The organism is Pseudomonas akapageensis (assembly GCF_011355085.1).
Classification (GTDB): Bacteria; Pseudomonadota; Gammaproteobacteria; order Pseudomonadales; family Pseudomonadaceae; genus Aquipseudomonas; species Aquipseudomonas akapageensis.
In genome coordinates, this window is record NZ_VXCP01000041.1 from 23,535 (window position 1) to 42,471 (window position 18,937).

The window sequence follows — 18,937 nt, forward strand, 5'->3', positions numbered from 1 at the left end:
GGAAATGCACTGTAACAAAGGCGCAGAAGGAAAGTTGATAGGCATCAACTCCTGCCTTGGGGATGCAGGATAGAACATGCCTATGAGGTGGATTGCGAAACGATATTTCCCTAATCTGCGCCACCTCGTTAAGCTGCGCACAACTTTTAAATCGCCTTTTAACTTTGATCCCAAGGAGTCTTCATGAGCATTCTGGTCAACAAGCAAGCCCCTGATTTCGATGCGGCGGCAGTCCTGGGCGACGGTTCGATCGTCGACAGCTTCAAGCTTTCCTCGCTGCGCGGCAAATATGTCGTGCTGTTCTTCTGGCCGCTGGACTTCACCTTTGTCTGCCCGTCGGAAATCATTGCGCACAACAATCGCATGGATCGATTCCGTGATCTGGGCGTAGAAGTGGTGGGCGTTTCCATCGACTCGCAATTCACCCACCACGCCTGGCGCAGCACGCCGGTCGAGAAGGGCGGCATCGGCGAAGTCCAGTTCACCATGGTTGCCGACGTCAAGCACGAAATCACCCGTGCCTACGGTATCGAACACGAAGCCGGCGTGGCACTGCGTGCGTCCTTCCTGATCGACCAGCAAGGTGTTGTTCAGCACCAGGTGGTGAACAACCTGCCGCTGGGTCGTGAGGTGGACGAAATGATTCGCCTGGTCGAGGCCCTGCAATTCACCGAGCAGCATGGCGAAGTCTGCCCGGCTGGCTGGCGTCCAGGCCAGAAAGGTATGAAGGCCGATGCCAAGGGTGTTGCCGACTACCTGGCCGAAAACGCCAAGAGCCTGTAATTCGAACTCTTTTTAATTCCATAACGGCCGGCAATCCATCCGCCGGCCGACAGGAGTCTGTCATGTCTGAAGTACGTCATTCGCGAGTGATCATCCTCGGTTCCGGCCCAGCCGGTTACAGCGCTGCTGTCTATGCGGCACGCGCCAACCTCAAGCCACTGCTGATCACCGGCATGCAGGCTGGCGGTCAATTGACCACCACCACTGAAGTCGACAACTGGCCAGGTGACGTGCATGGCCTGACCGGCCCGGCACTGATGGAGCGGATGCGCGAGCACGCCGAGCGTTTCGAGACCGAAATCGTCTTCGACCACATCAATGCCGTCGACTTCGCCGGCAAGCCATATACGCTCACCGGCGACAGCGCGACCTACACCTGCGACGCCCTGATCATCGCCACCGGTGCCAGCGCTCGCTACCTGGGCCTGCCGTCGGAAGAGGCCTTCATGGGCAAGGGCGTTTCCGCCTGCGCGACCTGCGATGGCTTCTTCTATCGCAACAAGGAAGTGGCCGTGGTCGGTGGTGGTAACACCGCCGTTGAAGAGGCGCTGTACCTGGCCAACATCGCCAGCAAAGTGACCCTGATCCACCGCCGCGAAACCTTCCGCGCCGAGAAGATCCTGATCGACAAACTGCACGCTCGCGTTGCCGAAGGCAAAATCGTTCTGAAGCTCAACGCTACCCTGGATGAAGTGCTGGGTGACAACATGGGTGTTACCGGTGCGCGCCTGAAGAACAACGACGGCAGCTTCGACGAACTGAAAGTCGACGGCGTGTTCATCGCCATCGGCCATACCCCGAACACCTCGCTGTTCGAAGGCCAGCTGGAATTGAAAGATGGCTACCTGGTGGTTCAGGGTGGTCGTGACGGCAATGCCACCGCTACCAGTCTCGAGGGTGTGTTCGCAGCGGGTGACGTGGCTGACCACGTGTACCGTCAGGCAATTACCTCGGCCGGTGCTGGTTGCATGGCGGCGCTGGATGTCGAGCGGTATCTTGATGGGCTACAGAACGCTTCGCTATAAATAGTCGCGTTGTTCGGTAGAGCATTGGAAAATCCGCGCCTGCATAGGTTGAGCAAATCCTATGCAGGTGTTGGATTATCAGCTATACGGCCATGAAGTAAATATTAAAAGTCAGTTTCTTGAGCAGAAAAAGCAAATGAGCTCAACGAATCACCAAATATACTATGCTAGGATCTTAAAAATCGGTGTAATAGAATCTGCAATCGAATCGATGCTTTGATTGTAGGCGGACATTGAGTGATCTCGACGCAGTAATCACAATATGCCATAAATGCTTTCTAAAAACTTTTGTAAGTTAAAAGCTTATCTCGCTTTGTAGTTAGGTTTTTACAGTTGTGCGCGATTTGAAGTAGTCGGCTATCGAGTTGGGCACTAAATAGTTGAAGCCTAGTATTTCTTTGGCTTTGTCGGTTAGGTTTTCAGGTTCAGTAATGTTGCTGGGTATGTTTATCTGTTGTTTGAAGTAGGGTATTGTGAATACATGGTTGATCGCGCGCCGTTCGATATTTGTTGTGTTGAATCCTCCGGCGTGGAAAAGCATGCAGTCAAGAATTATGAATGATCCCGCCTTTGCTTCTATTTGTATCGCGTTTTTTTGAATGTAATTTGAAGATGGCAGATTTTCTGTCTTGTGTGAGGCTGGTAGTACATAAGTGGCGCCGTTGCTAAATGTAAAGTCATCCATGCAGAACAACGCATTTATGGCAAGTGGAGAGCTTGAGGTGAAATGCTGGTAAGGCAGGTCTCGATGCCATGAGCCTTGGTTGTAGTTTTCTTTCGGGGGATTGATAAGGCCGTTCTGCTGATTGAGTTGGAATTTTCCCTTTATAAGCTTTTCAATTATTTTTATTAACGTTGTATTTAATGCAAGATTGACAAACGGAGTGCCGCCAAGAGTCAAGAGGGATCTTATAGTGTGATATTCGCCAAGTTGCTTGAGATTGTCCGCGCCGAAATTTTGTATGTATCGTTCCCGCGTGTTCTGAAATGCCAGGCTCAGAGCCTCAAGGCATGACCTTGAGAGTCCGGCGTCAATGACGGCGTATCCGATGTTTAGAATCTGCTCAACCGTTTCGTCAATATCAGAGCTCGCTTCATTTTGCTGGAGTACGCCATATACGGAAGTTGGCGGATTATTCTGTGCTTTCACTTTCAATACTCCTTTTGGTTTTTGTGCTGTAAGTATGGCGGACTATTGTGTAGGGTCTTTGTTTTATTTCGATGAATATTTTGGATATATAGATGCCCTGTATGCCAACAAAGAAAATTATCAATCCTGATGAAAGCCATACAGATGCGATTAGTGAGGTGTAGCCACTGGGTGGTGTTGCAATGAAGAAGTAGTTTGATATAAGGTAAAGAATAAATACAACTGCCGAGGCAGAGATAATGAGTCCCGAGTAAAATGTGAATACAAGTGGCAGGCTGCTGAATGATGTCACTGCATTAACTAAATGACTGATTTTCTTTCTTAGAGAATATGTGGTTGGACTTGTTGAATGTTTTTTAATTTCGAAAGCTGTCTGCTTGAAGCCCGTTATAACCCAGAGGCCGCCTATATTAAGTTCCCTTTCTTGGTGCATTAACAGCGAGTCCACGTAACGGCGAGACATGAGTCGGGCTGTCACGATGTTATCCGGCTGTTCGATGCCCGTTAGAGCGCGAAAGAGGCGATAGAACATTAATCCAGATAATTGTTCAACCTTTCCCCCTTTACGTTTGGATTGGATTCCGTAAACAACGTCGCTTTTCTCGCTCACCAAAGTAGCATGGAACTCAGGTAGCCATTCAGGTTCTTCCTCAAGGTCACTATCAATCAAAAATACCTGATTGCCTGATGAGTGAGCCAGACCGGTCATCATTGCTTTGTGATGACCAAAATTTCGCGACAGATCCAATACGACAACATGACTGTCCAAGTTTGAAAGATTGACGGCTAGCTCCAGGCTTGTGTCAGGCGAACCGTCATTGACCAATATTATTTCGTAGCTGTCTCCGGCGTGTTGTTCGGCAACAGCTTTTGCTCGCCTATAAAAGTCTTCTATATATGGAGCAGATTGATAAAGTGTTGCTACTATAGAAAGCTTCATCGGTCGAGACGTCCATATTTTTAGGGGGGTGTGTTGCCGTCAAGTGCGCCCAAGGCAGCAGGTATAATACTCGGAAGCGGATTCTAGCAGAAGAGCGCACCAACTGTGAGCATCCCCCTACAATAGCCAGCTATCGATTTACTGGCTGAGCTTGCTACCTCGACCTCATAGTCAGCCTCCAGGCGTGCAGCTGCTATCCAGCCACCACTTTTTTGGTAACAAGCCGTCTAAACAGCTGGTTGGGAGCTATTGAGGGGGGCTGAAAAAGCTCTCAGGGGGTTGCTTCAAATCTAGGCTTATCTGATTTGCACGTTTGCCTTGAGTGCCGTGTGCTGATTGTGGACACCTAAACGCAAGGATGCGAAACTTGCACAACCAGACAGGAAGAGAAAATGATGGACGTCTTACCACCAGGCACAATTTTGCAGCTCATGTACTTGCGAGAGCGACTGAGGTTAGTTAAACCTGGACGGTTCGTTGAGATAGGAGCAGGAGCAGGGAACATCTCGGCATTGCTTTTATCCATGGGGTGGACGGGAAAGGCATACGACCTTGAGCCGAAGACGGTTGAGTCGTTGTGCAGAAGATTTTCAAAAGAGATTGATGTTGGTTTATATGAAGTTGTGAATGCTGACTGGTTGGGCGTCAGTGCTGTTGCAAAATACGATCTTGTAATTTCATGTATGGTTATGGAGCATTTTGATAGTGCGGGGGAGGCAAGATTCATTGAGCGGGGGAAGGAGAGTCTTTGCGAAGAGGGACTCATGATTACAATCGTTCCAGGGTCGCTAAAACATTGGGGGATTGAAGATGAGATAGCGGGGCATTATCGCCGCTATTCCAAGGAGGCTGCGCTTGAAGCATTTAGCAAGGAAGGTATGGAGCTAACGCATAGCGCGGGGTTAACATTCCCGGTTTCAAATATCCTTTATCCAATTTCGAATTTCATCGTTCGGCGCAGTGAAGCTAAAAAATTATCGTTGAGTATGTTGGAGCGGACGAAGCAATCTGGTATCCGTGGAATTACAATGAAGACAACATTCCCTCGCTATCTGGGGTTGCTGCTCAATGAGCGTGTGCTATATCCGCTACATTTAATTCAAAAACTATTTAGTAAATCAGAGCGCGCGATGGTGTTGTATTGCGAGACGCGACCCGTCAGTGGGGAATAGTTGAAGTTGTATGGCTAAATGATTTTCCGTTGGTTTTATTGTATTGGAAGAAAGCTATTTACAAACCTTGTCCAAAAGATGGCTAGACTGACTATTTCGACTTTGATTTCAGGGCACATCATTGCTGGCCCCAGAAGCAAATCGGGAGCACAGCATGGGGTTGTGTTTTAGACAAGGATATGGAGTGGCAAAAAAATATTCTTTTGCCGTTTTTATTCTGTGAGTGAGCAGTTAGCCTTACGCGTCAAAGGCTCACCCGCAAACTTAACCCCCGCCAACCCCTGTGCAATCAACGCACGGATGTTCGCATGGTCACTCCCCTGAGGAGTAGCCACCACCGACCGATAATGCTCCCCAAAGGCCAACAGCGCCTCTTCATCGCTCAGCCCTTCAAGCAAGGCCAGGCCCAGGGTCTTGCAGGAGCCTTCGTTCTGCCCGGCTGCGTTCTCGACACCGCCATTGTTGAAGGCTTGTGGCTGGTAGTCGTAACCGGCGGCAATAAATGCCAGGGTATCGGCGAAGACGTGTTCGCCGCTTTTCAGGCTGGCGCGCAGGGTGTTCAGATCAGTCATGCTGTTTTCCTTTGGCGAACGCCGCTTGCTGGTCGGCGCTGGCTTCTTTCTGGTATTGGGCTTTCCACTCGTTGTACGGCATGCCGTAGACCATCTCGCGGGCATCGTCGAGGCTGACCTCGATCTGACGCTCGTCGGCAGCGGCCTTGTACCACTTTGACAGGCAATTGCGGCAGAAGCCGGCAAGGTTCATCAGGTCGATGTTCTGCACGTCGGTGCGCTCGCCCAGGTGCTGGACCAGGCGGCGGAAGGCGGCGGCTTCGAGTTCGAGTTTTTCTTGGTCGGTCATGTTGTTCTCACAAAGGCAGGGTCAATCACGGGTGACGCCTTTCTTCAGGTGGCGGCCACCGTTGATGACCACGCTGCTTCCCGTGCTGTATTGGGTGTTCAAAAGGTAGAAAACCGCATCGATCAGCGGCTGGGCCCCGGGTTCGAATTCCAGCAGGGCTTTTTTCAGGGTCCTGTTGCGGTATTGCTCGTCGCTGTTCTCCTTGAGAATCAGCAGCCCCGGCAAAATGGCGTTGACTCGAATCCCTGGCGCATATTTTTCGGCAAACGACAGCATCATGTTCTGCAAGGCTGCCTTGGTGGCCGCATAGGCAATATGGCTCTTGCTGCCGCGCGAGGAGGTTTCGTCGCAGATGTGAATGATGTCGGCCTTTTCCACCTTGGCCAGCAGATCCCCGAGTGCCATGTTCAGGTGGTAGGGCGCCTCGACGTGGAGCTTGAACATGGTGTTCAGGTTCTCCAGGCCATCGTCCAGCCAAAGCGACGCGTTGTGGACGATCGCCCGCAGGCCGTCATAGTTGCTCGTCAGGTACTCGATCAAGGCCAGGCGGTCCTGCTCCTGTTGCAGGTCGGCCTGGAACTGCACGATATTCGGGTGCGCCGGACGGGCGCTGACGCTGCGGCTGGCGCTGACCACGGTGTAGCCGGCCTGTGCCAGGCTGATTGCCAGTTCGAGACCTACCCGTTGACTGGCTCCGGTAACAAGGATTGGGCTATTCATGTAAGAGTTGTCGGCTTCCGAAGGACCACGCGAAAGATGCGCCATGTACGAAATGGCCTCAGCATACCGAAGTTTGCACCGATGAGTGCACCCCTTGGCCGGATCGGCGTGCAGTGCCTTGAGTGAAGGTGAGGTCTGCGGAGTAGAATGTCGCTATTGCCCTAACCTGTGGTTCGCCTAGTGATGACTGAATCCTCCCCGCTGTCTCTGAATTCAGACGGTCTTGATCAGCAAGAGCTGTTTCCGATTCGAGAAGTCTCGCGGATGACCGGCATCAACCCGGTCACCCTGCGCGCCTGGGAGCGTCGTTACGGTCTGATTCAACCCACGCGCACAGAGAGCGGCCACCGCCTCTACTCCCAGGCCGATATCAATGAAGTGCGCAGTATTCTTGGCTGGATCGAACGGGGCGTTGCGGTCAGCAAGGTCGGCAAGATATTGGCGCGTACCCAGACGCTCAAGGCTCGGGAGCACCCCGCACAACCACCCATGGCCCAGAGTGACTGGAGCGAATGGCAGGCACAGGTTCGCCGGGCGGTGCGCGGGTTCGACGAGCGGCGCCTTGAGCAGATCTATGGTCAGGTGTTTTCCAGCTATCCCATGGTCGTTGTATTCCAGGACATCCTGATGCCTGTATGGCAGGAGATGCTGGTGCAGCAGGATGCGTTCGGCCAGGCCAGCGAGTGGTTGTTTTTCGATGCGTTTCTGCGTGCCAGAACCCTGCAACGCATGCAACTGATGGGGCACGATCAGGAACTCAGTGTGCTGCTGGCGGCGATTCCCGGTCAGTGCCGAGAGCTGGAACTGCTGGTAGCCGGCTTGCTGCTGGGCACCAGTGAAATCGGTATCCGTATTTTGCCATTGGGGCAGCCACTGGAAGAGTTGAGCCTGGTGTGCGAAAAAATCCAGCCCAATGCCCTGGTGCTGTTTTCCAATCACCCGCCGGCTGCAGAGCTGCCCAAGCGCCTGGCGCGGCTGGGGATGGGTCTGGACTGCCCGTTGTTGTTGGCGGGGGAGGCGGCGGACCTGGCTCAGGACAGCCTGATCGGTTCACAAGTGGCTTGCCTGGGAAGCGAGGGACGCCTCATGCAGCGGCGCTTGCAGCAATACCTGGCCGAGGCCCTGGACACGTGAACGAGGGCGGCTGCAAGGAATTTTAACGATGCAGTTCCGGGTGCGCCCGACGATGCCTGGCCAGAATGTATTGGCGCAGCTGCTCGGTTTCTTGCGCATTGCTCTGGTTCAGTGTGTAGGCAGCCAGCCCCTCTTCGGTTTCCCGCTCGAGTGTCGCGCGTAAAGCGATGGGCTCATGCCCCCTTGGCTTGAACCACAGGCTGAAGCGTTTGGGTGGCTTGGTCGTGCCGCAGTTTTCGACAAGCACATCCTGGCAGGAGATTTCCCGGACCTTCAGCGCCTTCGCCCGACCCTTGTCGTCTTCCAGCGCCAGTGGTTCATCCAGCACCAGGCGCCAGGGGCGAACCATAGGGCCATCTTCATAGATGCTGGGAGCACCCAGTTGCAGGTGCAGGGCATGGAACTCGTCTTCGACCAGCTGCAGCGGGAAGTTCATCTGCTGGTTTTCGAACTGCGCCTGGATCGTCACCTGTTCGTGGGCGATCAGCCGCGCCAGCAGGGCTTTGATCTGGGATCCCCCATTGACGAGCAGGCTCGATGTAGCGTCAGCCACATCGAATTGTGGGGCATGCTGCATGTTCTGAATGAAATCCAGCTCATCCTGGGTCAGGAGCGCGTTTCGTTGCATGGGCACACTCGACGAGTTCAATAATTACAATTCCGTTTATCACCCTGATGGACAACAGGATTCGGAATTGGTTTTTACCGTTCGTCGCCTTCGAGGAAATTCAGGCGCGCCTGAAGTTCAGCCACCTGTTTCTCCAGTTCGATGACGCGCTGCTCGGCCTCGACCTGCTGGCTGACATCTTTCTGGATCCCGATGAAATACATCAGCTGATCACTTTCGTTGTAAACCGGTGTAATGGACAGTTCGTTCCAGAAGGCGCTGCCATCCTTGCGGTAATTGCGCAGGATGCGTCGGCAGGGTGTACCGTTCTTGAGCGCTTCGCGAATCAGGGCGCGGGCTGGCTGGTCACGGTCATCGGCCTGGAGGAAGCGACAGTCACGGTACAGGATGTCGTTGGCCTGGTAGCCGGTCAGCCGTTCGAATGCCGGGTTGACGTAGATCAGGATGTTGTCGTCGCCTTCCTGCTCGGCGACCACGATGCCGTCGTTGGAGGCGTCAATCATTCGCTGCAGAAGCTTGGCATTGATCATGGAGGCGGTCCGCGATACTGGAAAGGGATAGCCTGATAATATCTGCGTTTTTTACTCAGGTTCAGAATCCTTTATGAAAGTCGCCATCCTTATCGGTTCGGTCTATGGCACGGCTGAAGAAGTCGCTCGACATGCCGCATCCCTGCTCAAGGCTGCCGGGTTCGAGGTCCTGTGCAATTCTCGGGCGACCTTTGCCGACGTGGAGGCGTTCGCCCCCGACGCGTTTCTGGGCGTGACTTCGACTACCGGGATGGGGGAGCTGCCGGATAACCTGCAACCGTTGTACTCGCAGATCCGTGACACCTTGCCGGCTGCCTGGCGCGGCTTGCCAGGCGCTGTGATCGCCCTGGGCGATTCGAGCTATGGCGATACCTTCTGTGGCGGCGGCGAGCAATTGCGCGAACTGTTCGGCGAACTGGGCGTACGTGAAGTCCTGCCGATGCTGCGCCTGGACGCCAGTGAAACCGTCACTCCGGAAACCGATGCCGAACCTTGGCTGGCGGATTTCATCGTGCATCTGCGTGGCTGAGATCACCGCGACCGACCCAGTTTGCAGGGTCTTTGTTGACGGCGTTTATTTGACATTCACGGAGCCTGACTCGCTGGGCCAATAAGCTGGCTGCCAATGCAACTGGCCGGCTGGCAGACGCTGACTAGACTGATTGCCAGGAGAGCACATGAACGTGCCGAGGTGATTGTCGTGACTGCAGCCCATGTCTTGTCAGCATCGAATTCAGGGAGTCGAACCCAAGCAATCCACAGGCCGGCAGCTATCGCCGTGGCTGCCTGTCATCGCCTGGAGTTGCTGTGATGCATCTGTCCGAAATTCCGCTGAGTGTCTGGCGCACCCGGGGGCAGACGTTCCAGTTTCAGGGGCATGACATCCGTTATTGGACGGCCGGGCAGGGGGCGCCGCTGCTGTTGATTCACGGATTCCCGACGGCCAGCTGGGACTGGCATTTCCTCTGGCAACCCCTGGCCCAACGCTATCGCGTCATCGCCTGCGACATGCTGGGCTTCGGTGATTCCGCCAAGCCGGTTCGCCATGAATACAGCATCCTCGAGCAGGCCGATGTACAGCAGGCGCTGTTGGCGCACCTGCAAGTCCAGCAGCCGGTGCATGTATTGGCGCACGATTACGGCGACAGCGTCGCGCAGGAGCTGCTTGCCCGCCATCATGAAGCGCGCGCCGAGATTGCCAGTTGTGTCTTTCTCAACGGCGGCCTGTTTCCGGAGCGGCATCGCGCTGTGCTGATTCAGAAACTGTTGCTCAGCCCGCTTGGCTGGTTGATCGGGCGCTCGTTCACGCGGGATGATCTGGTCAACCACATCTGCCATATCTATGGCCCGCAGACCCGGCCCAGTGAGAGCACGCTGGACGACTGCTGGAGCCTGATCGATACCAATCACGGCAACCGCATCATGCACAGGCTGATCAGTTACCTGCCCGAGCGCATCGCCCGGCGCGAGCGTTGGGTCGGCGCATTGCAGCGCGCAGGCGTGCCGCTGCGTTTCATCAATGGCGCGCTTGATCCGGTATCCGGCGAACACATGCTCGAGCGTTACCTGGAACTGGTGCCCAACCCCGATACCGTATCGCTGCCAGAGATTGGTCATCATCCGCATACAGAAGCGCCGGTTCAGGTGCTCAGGCATTACCTGGCATTTCGCGAACAGCTGGTACCTTCCATAAAAATGGTCTGCTCCTGAGGGAGTGGACGCCACTGCGGCGTTACATCGCGTTACCTTATCGGGCACCATTCAGCCCCTGCCGTCTTGATTGTGAGCGGCAGGCCTGTGCCTGACACTCGCCTCCACGTTCCATTGGCCAATGCTGGAGATTTGTGATGAGTGAATCGGTGCGCTTCGAAGATAAGGTGGTGATTGTCACGGGCGCGGGCGGCGGCCTGGGGCGTGCCCATGCGTTGCTGTTCGCCAGACATGGCGCGAAGGTGGTGGTCAACGATCTGGGGGGGACAGCCCAGGGCGAGGGCGCCAGTGCCTCGGCAGCCGATCGTGTGGTCGCGGAAATACGCGCCGCCGGCGGCACGGCGGTGGCCAATCATGATTCGGTGACCGACGGCGACAAGATCGTCCAGAATGCGCTGGATGCCTTCGGCCGTGTCGATGTGCTGGTCAACAACGCCGGGATCCTGCGCGACAAGACCTTCCACAAGATGGAGGACAGTGACTGGGACCTGGTTTACCGGGTACACGTCGAGGGCGCCTACAAGGTGACCCGTGCCGCCTGGCCGCACCTGCGTGAGCAGAACTACGGGCGGATCATCTTTACCGCCTCCACATCCGGTATCTACGGCAACTTCGGCCAGTCCAACTACGGCATGGCCAAGCTGGGGCTTTATGGCCTGACCCGGACGCTGGCCATCGAAGGTCGCAAGCACAACATCCTGGTCAACGCGATCGCCCCCACCGGCGGCACCCGCATGACCGAAGGGCTGATTCCGCCCGCGGTGTTCGAACAACTCAAGCCGGAACTGGTCAGCCCTCTGGTGGTGTATCTGGGCAGTGAACAGTGCCAGGACAGTTCGGGTCTGTACGAGGTCGGCGGTGGCTGGATGGGCAAGGTTCGCTGGGAGCGTAGCCTGGGGGTGGGCTTCGATCCGCGTGAAGGGTTCGCGGTCGAAGACGTGGCTGCCCACTGGGCGCAGATTGGCGACTTCGAAGGTGCGGTGCACCCCGGCGACAATATCGAAGCGTTGAATCAAATGATGCTGAATCTGCAAAAATACGTGCAGAACTGAGCACCATGGCATAAATAAAAAAGGCCGCTGGATAACAGCGGCCAAACAAGACGTTCGATCAAGGAGCTTCAAAATCAACGTCGGTGAACCTGTGGTCTTGCGACCGGCCCATGCAGAGGACACTACACTCCTGGCATTAACGGGCAATTAACCAGCCCACATCCGCCTGCAAATCCTGCGGCGTCCGACTGGCTGTCTGTTGTGAGAGCCAGGCAAGAATAAGCACTTATCCCTTCCCGAAAAATACTCGATTGCGACAATGACTATTGCAGCGCAAGCAATAGTCGTTGTTTTGCCGCGTGCGCTGAACCTTTTCCCATCCATCGGCTCTATGAGGCCTTATCCATCACACCCATGCACGGTCCGAAGCCCGCGCCAGATAGCCCATTAATCCTTTGGAGGTACAACGCGAATACCTCCTTGGTGCGCTTATCCGGTAGGCTGCGCGCCTTTAGGGTGAAGCCTTCAGGAACCAACCGGGGAAGACGCATGACAAGAACAACAATGCGCGCCATCTTCAGGCCGCAGGCGCTGGCCATTGCAGTAGCTTTGGGCTGTTCGGCCCAGGCGCAGGCCGTTTCATTCAACATCGGGGAAATCGAAGGACAGTTCGACTCCTCGTTGTCCGTTGGTGCCAGTTGGGGCTTGCGCGATGCCGACAAGGACTATGTCAGTGTCAACAATGGCGGACGGGGGCAGGCGGCCACCGGCGATGATGGGCGCCTGAACTTCGAGAAAGGCGAGACCTTCTCGAAGATCTTCAAGGGTATCCATGACCTGGAGCTCAAATACGGCGACACCGGCGTGTTTGTCCGGGGCAAGTACTGGTATGACTTCGAACTCAAGGATGAAAACCGACCGTTCAAGCAGATCAGCGACGACGGCCGCATGGAAGGCGCCAAGTCGTCAGGCGCCGAATGGCTCGATTCCTTCGTCTATCACAACTACTCCATCGCCGATCTGCCGGGCACCGTGCGCGCCGGCAAGCAGGTAGTGAGTTGGGGCGAGAGCACGTTCATCGGTAACTCGATCAACAGCATCAACCCCATCGACGTCTCGGCGTTCCGCCGCCCTGGAGCCGAGATCAAGGAAGGGTTGATTCCAGTCAACATGCTGTATCTGTCCCAGGGCCTGACCGATGCCTTGAGCGTGGAAGCCTTCTATCAACTGGAATGGGACAAGACGGTCGTCGATAACTGCGGGACCTTCTTTGCCAATGACGTGGTGGCTGCTGGCTGCAACGCGAACTACGACGTCGGCAACCCGGCGATCGCCCCCCTGCAACCGATTGCTGCGGCGTTCGGCCAAGGCTTCCAGGTAACCCCGGAAGGCGTCGTCGTGCAGCGCGCAGCTGATCGCAATGCGCGTGATTCCGGGCAATGGGGTACTGCGTTGCGCTGGATGGGCGATGAAACCGAATACGGCCTGTACTTCATGAATTACCACAGCCGCGGGCCCGTGGTGAGTACCAAGACGGCGGGCCTGGCCACCATCGGGCAGATTCCAAGAATCATCGCGGCGGCCAACGCCCGGGTACCGGGCAGTGGCGCGGGCCTGGCCCAGAGCACCATGCTCGGCAATGGCCAGTACTATCTGGAGTTTCCGGAAGACATCCGCCTCTATGGCGCCAGTTTTTCCACCACGCTCTCTACCGGCACAGCCTGGAGCGGCGAACTCAGTTACCGGCCCAATGCGCCGGTGCAGCTCAACACCACCGACCTGACATTGGCACTGGTCAACCCGATTGCCGGTAATCTCGCATCGCCGATCAAGTCCAGCGCCGGGGCCGACAACACCGGCTACAAGCGCAAGGAAATCACCCAGCTGCAAACTACTCTGACGCACTTCTTCGACCAGGTGCTGGGGGCCGAACGCCTGACGCTGGTGGGTGAAGCCGGTGTTGTGCATGTCGGTGGTCTGGAGTCCAAGAGCCAGTTGCGCTATGGCCGTGACTCGGTATTCGGTGCCTACGGCTTCCAGGGCGACACCAACGGCTTCGTCACGTCCACCTCCTGGGGCTACCGTGCCCGGGCGATTCTGGATTACGCCAACGCCATTGCCGGGGTCAACCTCAAGCCCAACCTGTCCTGGTCCCATGACGTCGATGGTTATGGCCCCAACGGCTTGTTCAACGAAGGTGCCAAGGCCGTCAGCGTGGGACTCGATGCCGACTACCGCAATACCTACACCGCGAGCCTTAGTTACACCGACTTTTTTGGCGGTGATTACAACACCTTGACTGATCGCGATTTCGTCGCGTTGAGCTTCGGCGTGAACTTCTGATTCGGGAGAGAACATTATGCGCAAGATGATTCTGCAATGTGGTGCGCTGGCGCTGAGCCTGCTGGCCGCAAACGTCATGGCAGCAGTGTCGGCCGACGAAGCCGCCAAGCTGGGCACCTCCCTGACCCCCTTGGGCGCGGAGAAGGCCGGTAATGCCGATGGTTCGATTCCGGCGTACACCGGTGGCATCCCCAAGAACGCCGGTGCGGTCGACAGCAAGGGCTTCCTGGCGGACCCGTTCGCCAATGAAAAGCCGCTGTTCACCATCACCGCGGCCAACGTCGATCAGTACAAGAGCAAACTCTCCGAAGGCCAGGTGGCAATGTTCAAGCGCTACCCTGAAACCTACAAGATCCCGGTCTATCCGACCCACCGCACGGTCAGTTTGCCCGCGGCGATAAACGAGGACGCGAAGAAGAGCGCGACCACCGTCACCACGATCAATGACGGCAACGGCCTGGCCAATTTCACCGAAAGCCGTTACTACGCGTTCCCGATTCCCAAGACCGGTAACGAAGTGATCTGGAACCACATCACCCGTTACCGCGGTGGCAACCTGCGCCGGATCATTACCCAGGCCACGCCACAAACTGACGGTTCTTTCACCAGCATCCGCTTCGAAGAAGAAGTCGCAGTCCCCCAGGAGACGCCGGACCTGTCTGCCGACAAAGGTTCCAACGTGTTGCTGTTCTTCAAGCAGGCAGTGACCGCGCCGGCGCGTCTGGCCGGTAACGTGCTGCTGGTGCACGAAACCCTCGACCAGGTGAAGGAGCCACGCCTGGCCTGGATCTACAACGCTGGACAGCGTCGGGTACGCCGTGCGCCGCAAGTGGCCTATGACGGCCCGGGGACTGCCGCCGATGGCCTGCGCACTTCCGATAACTTCGACATGTTTTCCGGTGCCCCGGATCGCTATGACTGGAAGCTGATCGGCAAGAAGGAAATGTACATTCCCTACAACAGCTACAAGCTGGACTCGCCGAGCCTGAAATACAGCGACGTGATCAAGGCCGGGCACATCAACCAGGACCTGACCCGTTACGAACTGCACCGGGTCTGGGAGGTCGAGGCGACGGTCAAACCGGGTGAACGGCACATCTACGCCAAGCGCCATATGTACATCGACGAAGACAGCTGGCAGGTTGCGCTGGTTGACCACTACGACGGCCGTGGTCAGCTCTGGCGCGTAGCCGAGGGGCACCAGCAGTTCTATTACGATCACCAGGTTCCGGCCTACACGCTTGAAGCCTTGTACGACGTCATTGCCGGTCGTTACCTGGCCCTGGGCATGAAAAACGAAGAGAAGCACAGCTTCGAGTTCGGTTTCGTCGCCAAGGCGGCCGATTACACGCCTAACGCGCTACGCAGCGAGGGTGTGCGCTAGTTCCCGGTTTCACACCGACGTTCATTCTTTGTTGTGGCAAATGATTAATGGCGACCTTCGGGTCGCCTTTTTTTATGGCCTGCGATCAATGCACTGAATACTCCTCAACAAGCCTTTGCCAGAGGGCTAGGGTGGTGCCCAGCCTCAGAAAACCTACAACAAAGGCCAACCGCAATGACCGCCATGCGCTTACCGCTGGAGTGTTCGGATCGTCTGCCCAGGATGTCGCCCAGGCACCTGCCACGCACGCGCTTGAGCGCTCGCTTGCTCGCATCGCCCGAGCGGGTAAAGCTGTTCTGCGCCCCCGCCGGCAGCGGCAAGACTGCGCTGCTCAGTGAGTGCGCGCGGCAGGCACCGGTTGGCTGCAGAGTCCATTGGTTGTCGCTGAGCGACACCGCTGGTACGCCAGAAGCATTCTGCGTCCTGCTGGCGACTGTTCTGGGCCTGGCTTCGAGCACCGAAGCCGATGTGCTGGAACGCCTGGCCCGTATGCAGACTCCCACCTGGTTGTTCCTTGACGACTACAGTCGCTGTGCCAATGCCGATCTGGACGGCCTGCTCGATGCGCTGCTGCTGCACAGCAGTGCCCACCTCAATTGGTGGGTTTGCGGTCGACGGCGCCCGTCCTGCAATTGGCCGCGTTTGCTGCTCGAGGGGGATTTGCTCGAATGCGATGGCCGGGCGTTGGCCTTCACCGCCACGGAAATCGATCAGCTGTTGGCCAGGCAGCCGTGTGACTGGCCGCAACAGACGGCCGGTCGGATACTCCAGCTCACCGACGGATGGGCCGCCGGGGTGCGCATCGCCATGATCGACGCCGTCGACGGCAGTGGCCCGGAGCCGGGTTCAGGCACCCTGTCTGCCTATCTGGATCATGAACTCTTTGCCGGCCTGCCCAGTGATCTGGCGGAGATCTGGCGGGTATTGGCGGCGCTGCCGCGTTTCGATGCCTCATTGTGCGAACACCTGTTTGGCGCTGGAGAAGGGGCGGCGGGCTTGCGTCAGTTGCAGGCTCTGGGATGTTTTATCGAGCCGTGGGAGCATTCACCGCGCTGGCTGCAGGTTTTTCCACCCTTGGCCAGGCATCAACGCGCGTCCTCATCTGCGCCTGGCCGCTCCTGGCATCGGCGGGCGTGCCAGTGGTTTGCGCTCCAGGGTGACTGGCAGACGGCGTTCGAGCAGGCGTGCCAGGCCTGTGAATACGAAGCGGCGGTCAGCCTGCTGCAGCATCTGCAATTGGAGCATTTATACGAACGGCAGAATGTCCTGCTGCTGGTCAATCTGTACTTGCAGCATGGAGAATCCCTGATGTTCGGTGATCCGCAATGGGTGTGCCTGATTGCCGGGGCCTTGCTGATTACCGGGCGATTCGAGCAGGCGCAGGGCTGCATCGAGCAACTGTCGCGCTTCCTGCCGCCGCCATCGGCCCCCGCGCAACATGAACTGATCGCCCGTTGGCAGGCACTCCATGGCTGTCTGCTGCACCTGCAAGGGCGCGCGGCACCTGCCTGTGAGCACTTGCAGGCAGCCCTGGCGCACTTGCCCGATACGGCCTGGCAGATGCGTCTGCTGTGTTTCAGTGGCTTGATCCAGCAGGCGTTGCTGCGCGGCGAATTGAACCTGGCACAGGCCTACATCCGCGATGCCCTGTGCCTGGCGCGGGCCAAGGGGTCACTGCTGCTCGAGGCCGTGCTCGAGCTCGATCATGCGCAGTTGCTCGAGCAACGTGGTGCCCTGCATCGGGCTCAGGAGTTGCTCTTGAGTACCTGGGAGTTGTTGCAAATCAGGCACTGCCGCTCAGGCCCGCTGGCAGGGCGCATCGCTCTGCGACTGGGACGCCTGGCCGCGCGTCTGGGCCAGGATGAGCAGGCGGTTATCCACTATGAACAGGGTTTGCAGGCGTGTCTGCACAGTCAGGACAAACGCGCTTTCTACGGTTTTCTCGGATTGGCCACACTCGAAGCCGGGCAGGGAAGGTATTCCCAGGCTTTTGTGCGCCTGCGCGAGGCCGAACGCTTGATGCAGTTGCACCATGTTCCAGACCTGGTCTATCGCGGGGTGTTATTGCTGGTCAGCAGCTACTTCTGGTTGCAGCAGGGCAGGCCGGCATTGGTGCGCGAAACCCTGACCCGCGTGTTGCGCCACTACCGTGGACCCCACGCCATTCAGGCGCCTCCGGCCACGCTGGAACTGATCCCGCGAATCGAGGCGTTGCTGGTTCTGGCCGAAGTTCAACTGCAGCAGGCATCGGCACCGCTCGAACGACTTCAGTCGCTGCTCGACCAGGCCAGGCACTGCGGCATGCAGGCGCTGGAGGCCGAACTCTATCTGGTGATGGCCGAGGTCGCATTCGTGCACAACGATCAGGGTGTTGCCCGCGACTGCCTGGACAAGGGCCTGACCCTGAGCGATCGCCTGGGCCTGGTACAGCCGGTCAATGAATTGCGCCTGCGCCAGCCGGGCCTGCTGCTGGCGATGGGCATGGAAACCGAACCCTTGGAACCGGGCGACAACCCGCTCAGTTTTCGCGAGCTGGAAGTGCTCAAGTTGATTGCCCAGGGAAACTCCAACCAACAAATTGCCGAGCAGTTGTTTATTTCATTGCACACGGTAAAAACCCACGCCCGCCGTATTCACAGCAAGTTGGGCGTGGAACGCAGGACGCAAGCGGTCGCCATGGCGAAAAAAATCGGCTTGATGAATTGAGTCGGCGACAGCCCCTCAGCCATCAAAGCCCATGCGCCAACTGATCGCCCGAGTGGCGGCCAACAAACGCTGCGCTGCCGGGCCCTGTTCATCGGCATGGAAGATGGACGTCGGTCCGACCACGGTCAGAACGGCAGCGATTTTGCCAAAGGCATCGAAGACCGGGGCCGACAAGGCGTCGACGCCTGGCATCAGAAGACCGTGCACGTGGTGCAGGCCACGTTGGCGAATGCTTTCGAACTGCTCGTCATACGCCTTGGCATCGGCCTGATTCAGGCCCTGCATTTCCTGCTCGCGCAATTCGATGGTCTCGCGCTGTGGCAGGTAGGCGCCGAAGACCAGGCCGGTGGAAGAACTCAATAAAGGCAGCACCGAGCCGATCTGGGTGACCACGGTCACAGCGCGCACCGCAGGCTCGATGCTGACCACGGTAGCGCCCTGGTTGCCCCACACCGCCACAAAGCAGGTTTCGTTGAGCTCGTCGCGCAATTGCGAGAGCGGCATGGCCGCGACCTTCAACACATCCATCCCGCCCAAGGCAGCAAGCCCCACCCGCAGCGCCTCGCGGCCAAGACCATAATGGTTGGTAGCCGGGTTCTGCTCGGCGAAACCGCTGGCAATCAGGGCCTGGAGATAACGGTGAACCTTGCTGGCGGGCATTTGCACGTGTTCGGCCAGACGCGACAGTGAGGTCGACGGCGAGAGCTGCGCCAGGGCCTTGAGGATATCGGTGCCGACTTCCGCCGAGCGGACCTTTTGCTTGCCGGGGCTCTCGGTAGTGGGGCTGGCTTTTTCCATGGTGCGCTTCGATTCGGGAGGGCTGGTGGGCGTCTTTATAGCTTGACGGTCGATAGCAATC

The 18,937-nt window shown here is 57.2% G+C and carries 18 protein-coding genes; 10 read left to right on the forward strand and 8 right to left on the reverse strand.

Features of this window, described 5'->3' with window-relative positions:
- Positions 1-183: 183 nt before the first annotated feature.
- Together F2S13_RS23595 and trxB are read left to right on the forward strand one after the other, a co-directional pair.
- Entirely contained in the window at positions 184-783 is a 600-nt protein-coding gene (locus F2S13_RS23595; RefSeq protein ID WP_166365387.1) for a peroxiredoxin, read from the forward strand.
- A 62-nt stretch (positions 784-845) separates the two neighbouring features.
- Positions 846-1,808: a thioredoxin-disulfide reductase gene (gene trxB, locus F2S13_RS23600; RefSeq protein WP_166365389.1), complete on the forward strand. Its 963-nt coding sequence runs from the start codon at positions 846-848 to the stop codon at positions 1,806-1,808.
- 319 nt (positions 1,809-2,127) lie between these two features.
- Here the strand turns inward: trxB and F2S13_RS23605 are convergent, their stop codons facing one another.
- Together F2S13_RS23605 and F2S13_RS23610 are read right to left on the reverse strand one after the other, a co-directional pair.
- The gene (locus F2S13_RS23605) at positions 2,128-2,958 is read right to left on the reverse strand and encodes a phytanoyl-CoA dioxygenase family protein (protein WP_166365391.1); all 831 of its coding nucleotides are present in this window, start codon (positions 2,956-2,958) and stop codon (positions 2,128-2,130) included.
- Positions 2,942-3,898, reverse strand: coding sequence for a glycosyltransferase family 2 protein (locus F2S13_RS23610; protein ID WP_166365393.1), 957 nt, complete (start codon positions 3,896-3,898; stop codon positions 2,942-2,944). Before F2S13_RS23610 ends, F2S13_RS23605 begins: the two co-directional genes overlap by 17 nt.
- A 392-nt stretch (positions 3,899-4,290) precedes the next feature.
- Here F2S13_RS23610 and F2S13_RS23615 point away from each other — a divergent pair, with 392 nt between their 5' ends.
- Positions 4,291-5,070 (forward strand): class I SAM-dependent methyltransferase, encoded by a 780-nt coding sequence (locus F2S13_RS23615; RefSeq protein WP_218584072.1) that lies wholly within the window; start codon positions 4,291-4,293, stop codon positions 5,068-5,070.
- Positions 5,071-5,282: 212 nt separating this feature from the next.
- Here F2S13_RS23615 and F2S13_RS23620 read toward each other — a convergent pair whose 3' ends face one another.
- The 3 genes from F2S13_RS23620 to folM are packed head-to-tail and all read right to left on the reverse strand — an operon-like array spanning position 5,283 to position 6,651.
- Positions 5,283-5,642: a HopJ type III effector protein gene (locus F2S13_RS23620; protein WP_166365395.1), complete on the reverse strand. Its 360-nt coding sequence runs from the start codon at positions 5,640-5,642 to the stop codon at positions 5,283-5,285.
- Positions 5,635-5,931, reverse strand: a complete 297-nt coding sequence (locus F2S13_RS23625) for a DUF1244 domain-containing protein (RefSeq protein ID WP_166365397.1) — start codon at positions 5,929-5,931, stop codon at positions 5,635-5,637. The genes F2S13_RS23620 and F2S13_RS23625 overlap by 8 nt, the downstream gene beginning before the upstream one ends.
- 21 nt (positions 5,932-5,952) lie before the next feature.
- The gene (folM, locus tag F2S13_RS23630) at positions 5,953-6,651 is read right to left on the reverse strand and encodes a dihydromonapterin reductase (protein ID WP_166365399.1); all 699 of its coding nucleotides are present in this window, start codon (positions 6,649-6,651) and stop codon (positions 5,953-5,955) included.
- 183 nt (positions 6,652-6,834) lie between these two features.
- Here folM and F2S13_RS23635 point away from each other — a divergent pair, with 183 nt between their 5' ends.
- A complete protein-coding gene (locus F2S13_RS23635; RefSeq protein WP_166365401.1) occupies positions 6,835-7,785 on the forward strand; it encodes a MerR family transcriptional regulator in 951 nt (316 codons plus the stop codon).
- A gap of 22 nt (positions 7,786-7,807) precedes the next feature.
- Here the strand turns inward: F2S13_RS23635 and F2S13_RS23640 are convergent, their stop codons facing one another.
- Together F2S13_RS23640 and F2S13_RS23645 are read right to left on the reverse strand one after the other, a co-directional pair.
- Positions 7,808-8,413, reverse strand: a complete 606-nt coding sequence (locus tag F2S13_RS23640; protein ID WP_166365403.1) for a hypothetical protein — start codon at positions 8,411-8,413, stop codon at positions 7,808-7,810.
- Positions 8,414-8,487: 74 nt separating this feature from the next.
- Positions 8,488-8,943, reverse strand: coding sequence for a PAS domain-containing protein (locus F2S13_RS23645; protein ID WP_166365405.1), 456 nt, complete (start codon positions 8,941-8,943; stop codon positions 8,488-8,490).
- Positions 8,944-9,016: 73 nt separating this feature from the next.
- Between F2S13_RS23645 and F2S13_RS23650 the strand changes: the two genes are divergently transcribed.
- The 6 genes from F2S13_RS23650 to F2S13_RS23675 all read left to right on the forward strand — a co-directional run bounded on the left by F2S13_RS23650 (position 9,017) and on the right by F2S13_RS23675 (position 18,078).
- The gene (locus F2S13_RS23650) at positions 9,017-9,472 is read left to right on the forward strand and encodes a flavodoxin (protein ID WP_166365407.1); all 456 of its coding nucleotides are present in this window, start codon (positions 9,017-9,019) and stop codon (positions 9,470-9,472) included.
- 281 nt (positions 9,473-9,753) lie between these two features.
- Positions 9,754-10,653, forward strand: a complete 900-nt coding sequence (locus F2S13_RS23655; RefSeq protein WP_166365409.1) for an alpha/beta fold hydrolase — start codon at positions 9,754-9,756, stop codon at positions 10,651-10,653.
- A gap of 137 nt (positions 10,654-10,790) precedes the next feature.
- A complete protein-coding gene (locus F2S13_RS23660) occupies positions 10,791-11,705 on the forward strand; it encodes an SDR family oxidoreductase (protein ID WP_166365411.1) in 915 nt (304 codons plus the stop codon).
- A gap of 489 nt (positions 11,706-12,194) precedes the next feature.
- Positions 12,195-13,988, forward strand: coding sequence for a DUF1302 domain-containing protein (locus tag F2S13_RS23665; RefSeq protein WP_166365413.1), 1,794 nt, complete (start codon positions 12,195-12,197; stop codon positions 13,986-13,988).
- Positions 13,989-14,004: 16 nt separating this feature from the next.
- Positions 14,005-15,372, forward strand: a complete 1,368-nt coding sequence (locus tag F2S13_RS23670; protein ID WP_166365415.1) for a DUF1329 domain-containing protein — start codon at positions 14,005-14,007, stop codon at positions 15,370-15,372.
- A 174-nt stretch (positions 15,373-15,546) separates the two neighbouring features.
- Positions 15,547-18,078 carry a LuxR C-terminal-related transcriptional regulator gene (locus tag F2S13_RS23675; RefSeq protein WP_166365417.1) on the forward strand — a complete coding sequence of 844 codons (2,532 nt, stop codon included), beginning with the start codon at positions 15,547-15,549 and terminating at the stop codon, positions 18,076-18,078.
- Positions 18,079-18,093: 15 nt separating this feature from the next.
- Here the strand turns inward: F2S13_RS23675 and F2S13_RS23680 are convergent, their stop codons facing one another.
- Entirely contained in the window at positions 18,094-18,876 is a 783-nt protein-coding gene (locus F2S13_RS23680; protein WP_166365419.1) for an IclR family transcriptional regulator, read from the reverse strand.
- Positions 18,877-18,937: the final 61 nt, after the last annotated feature.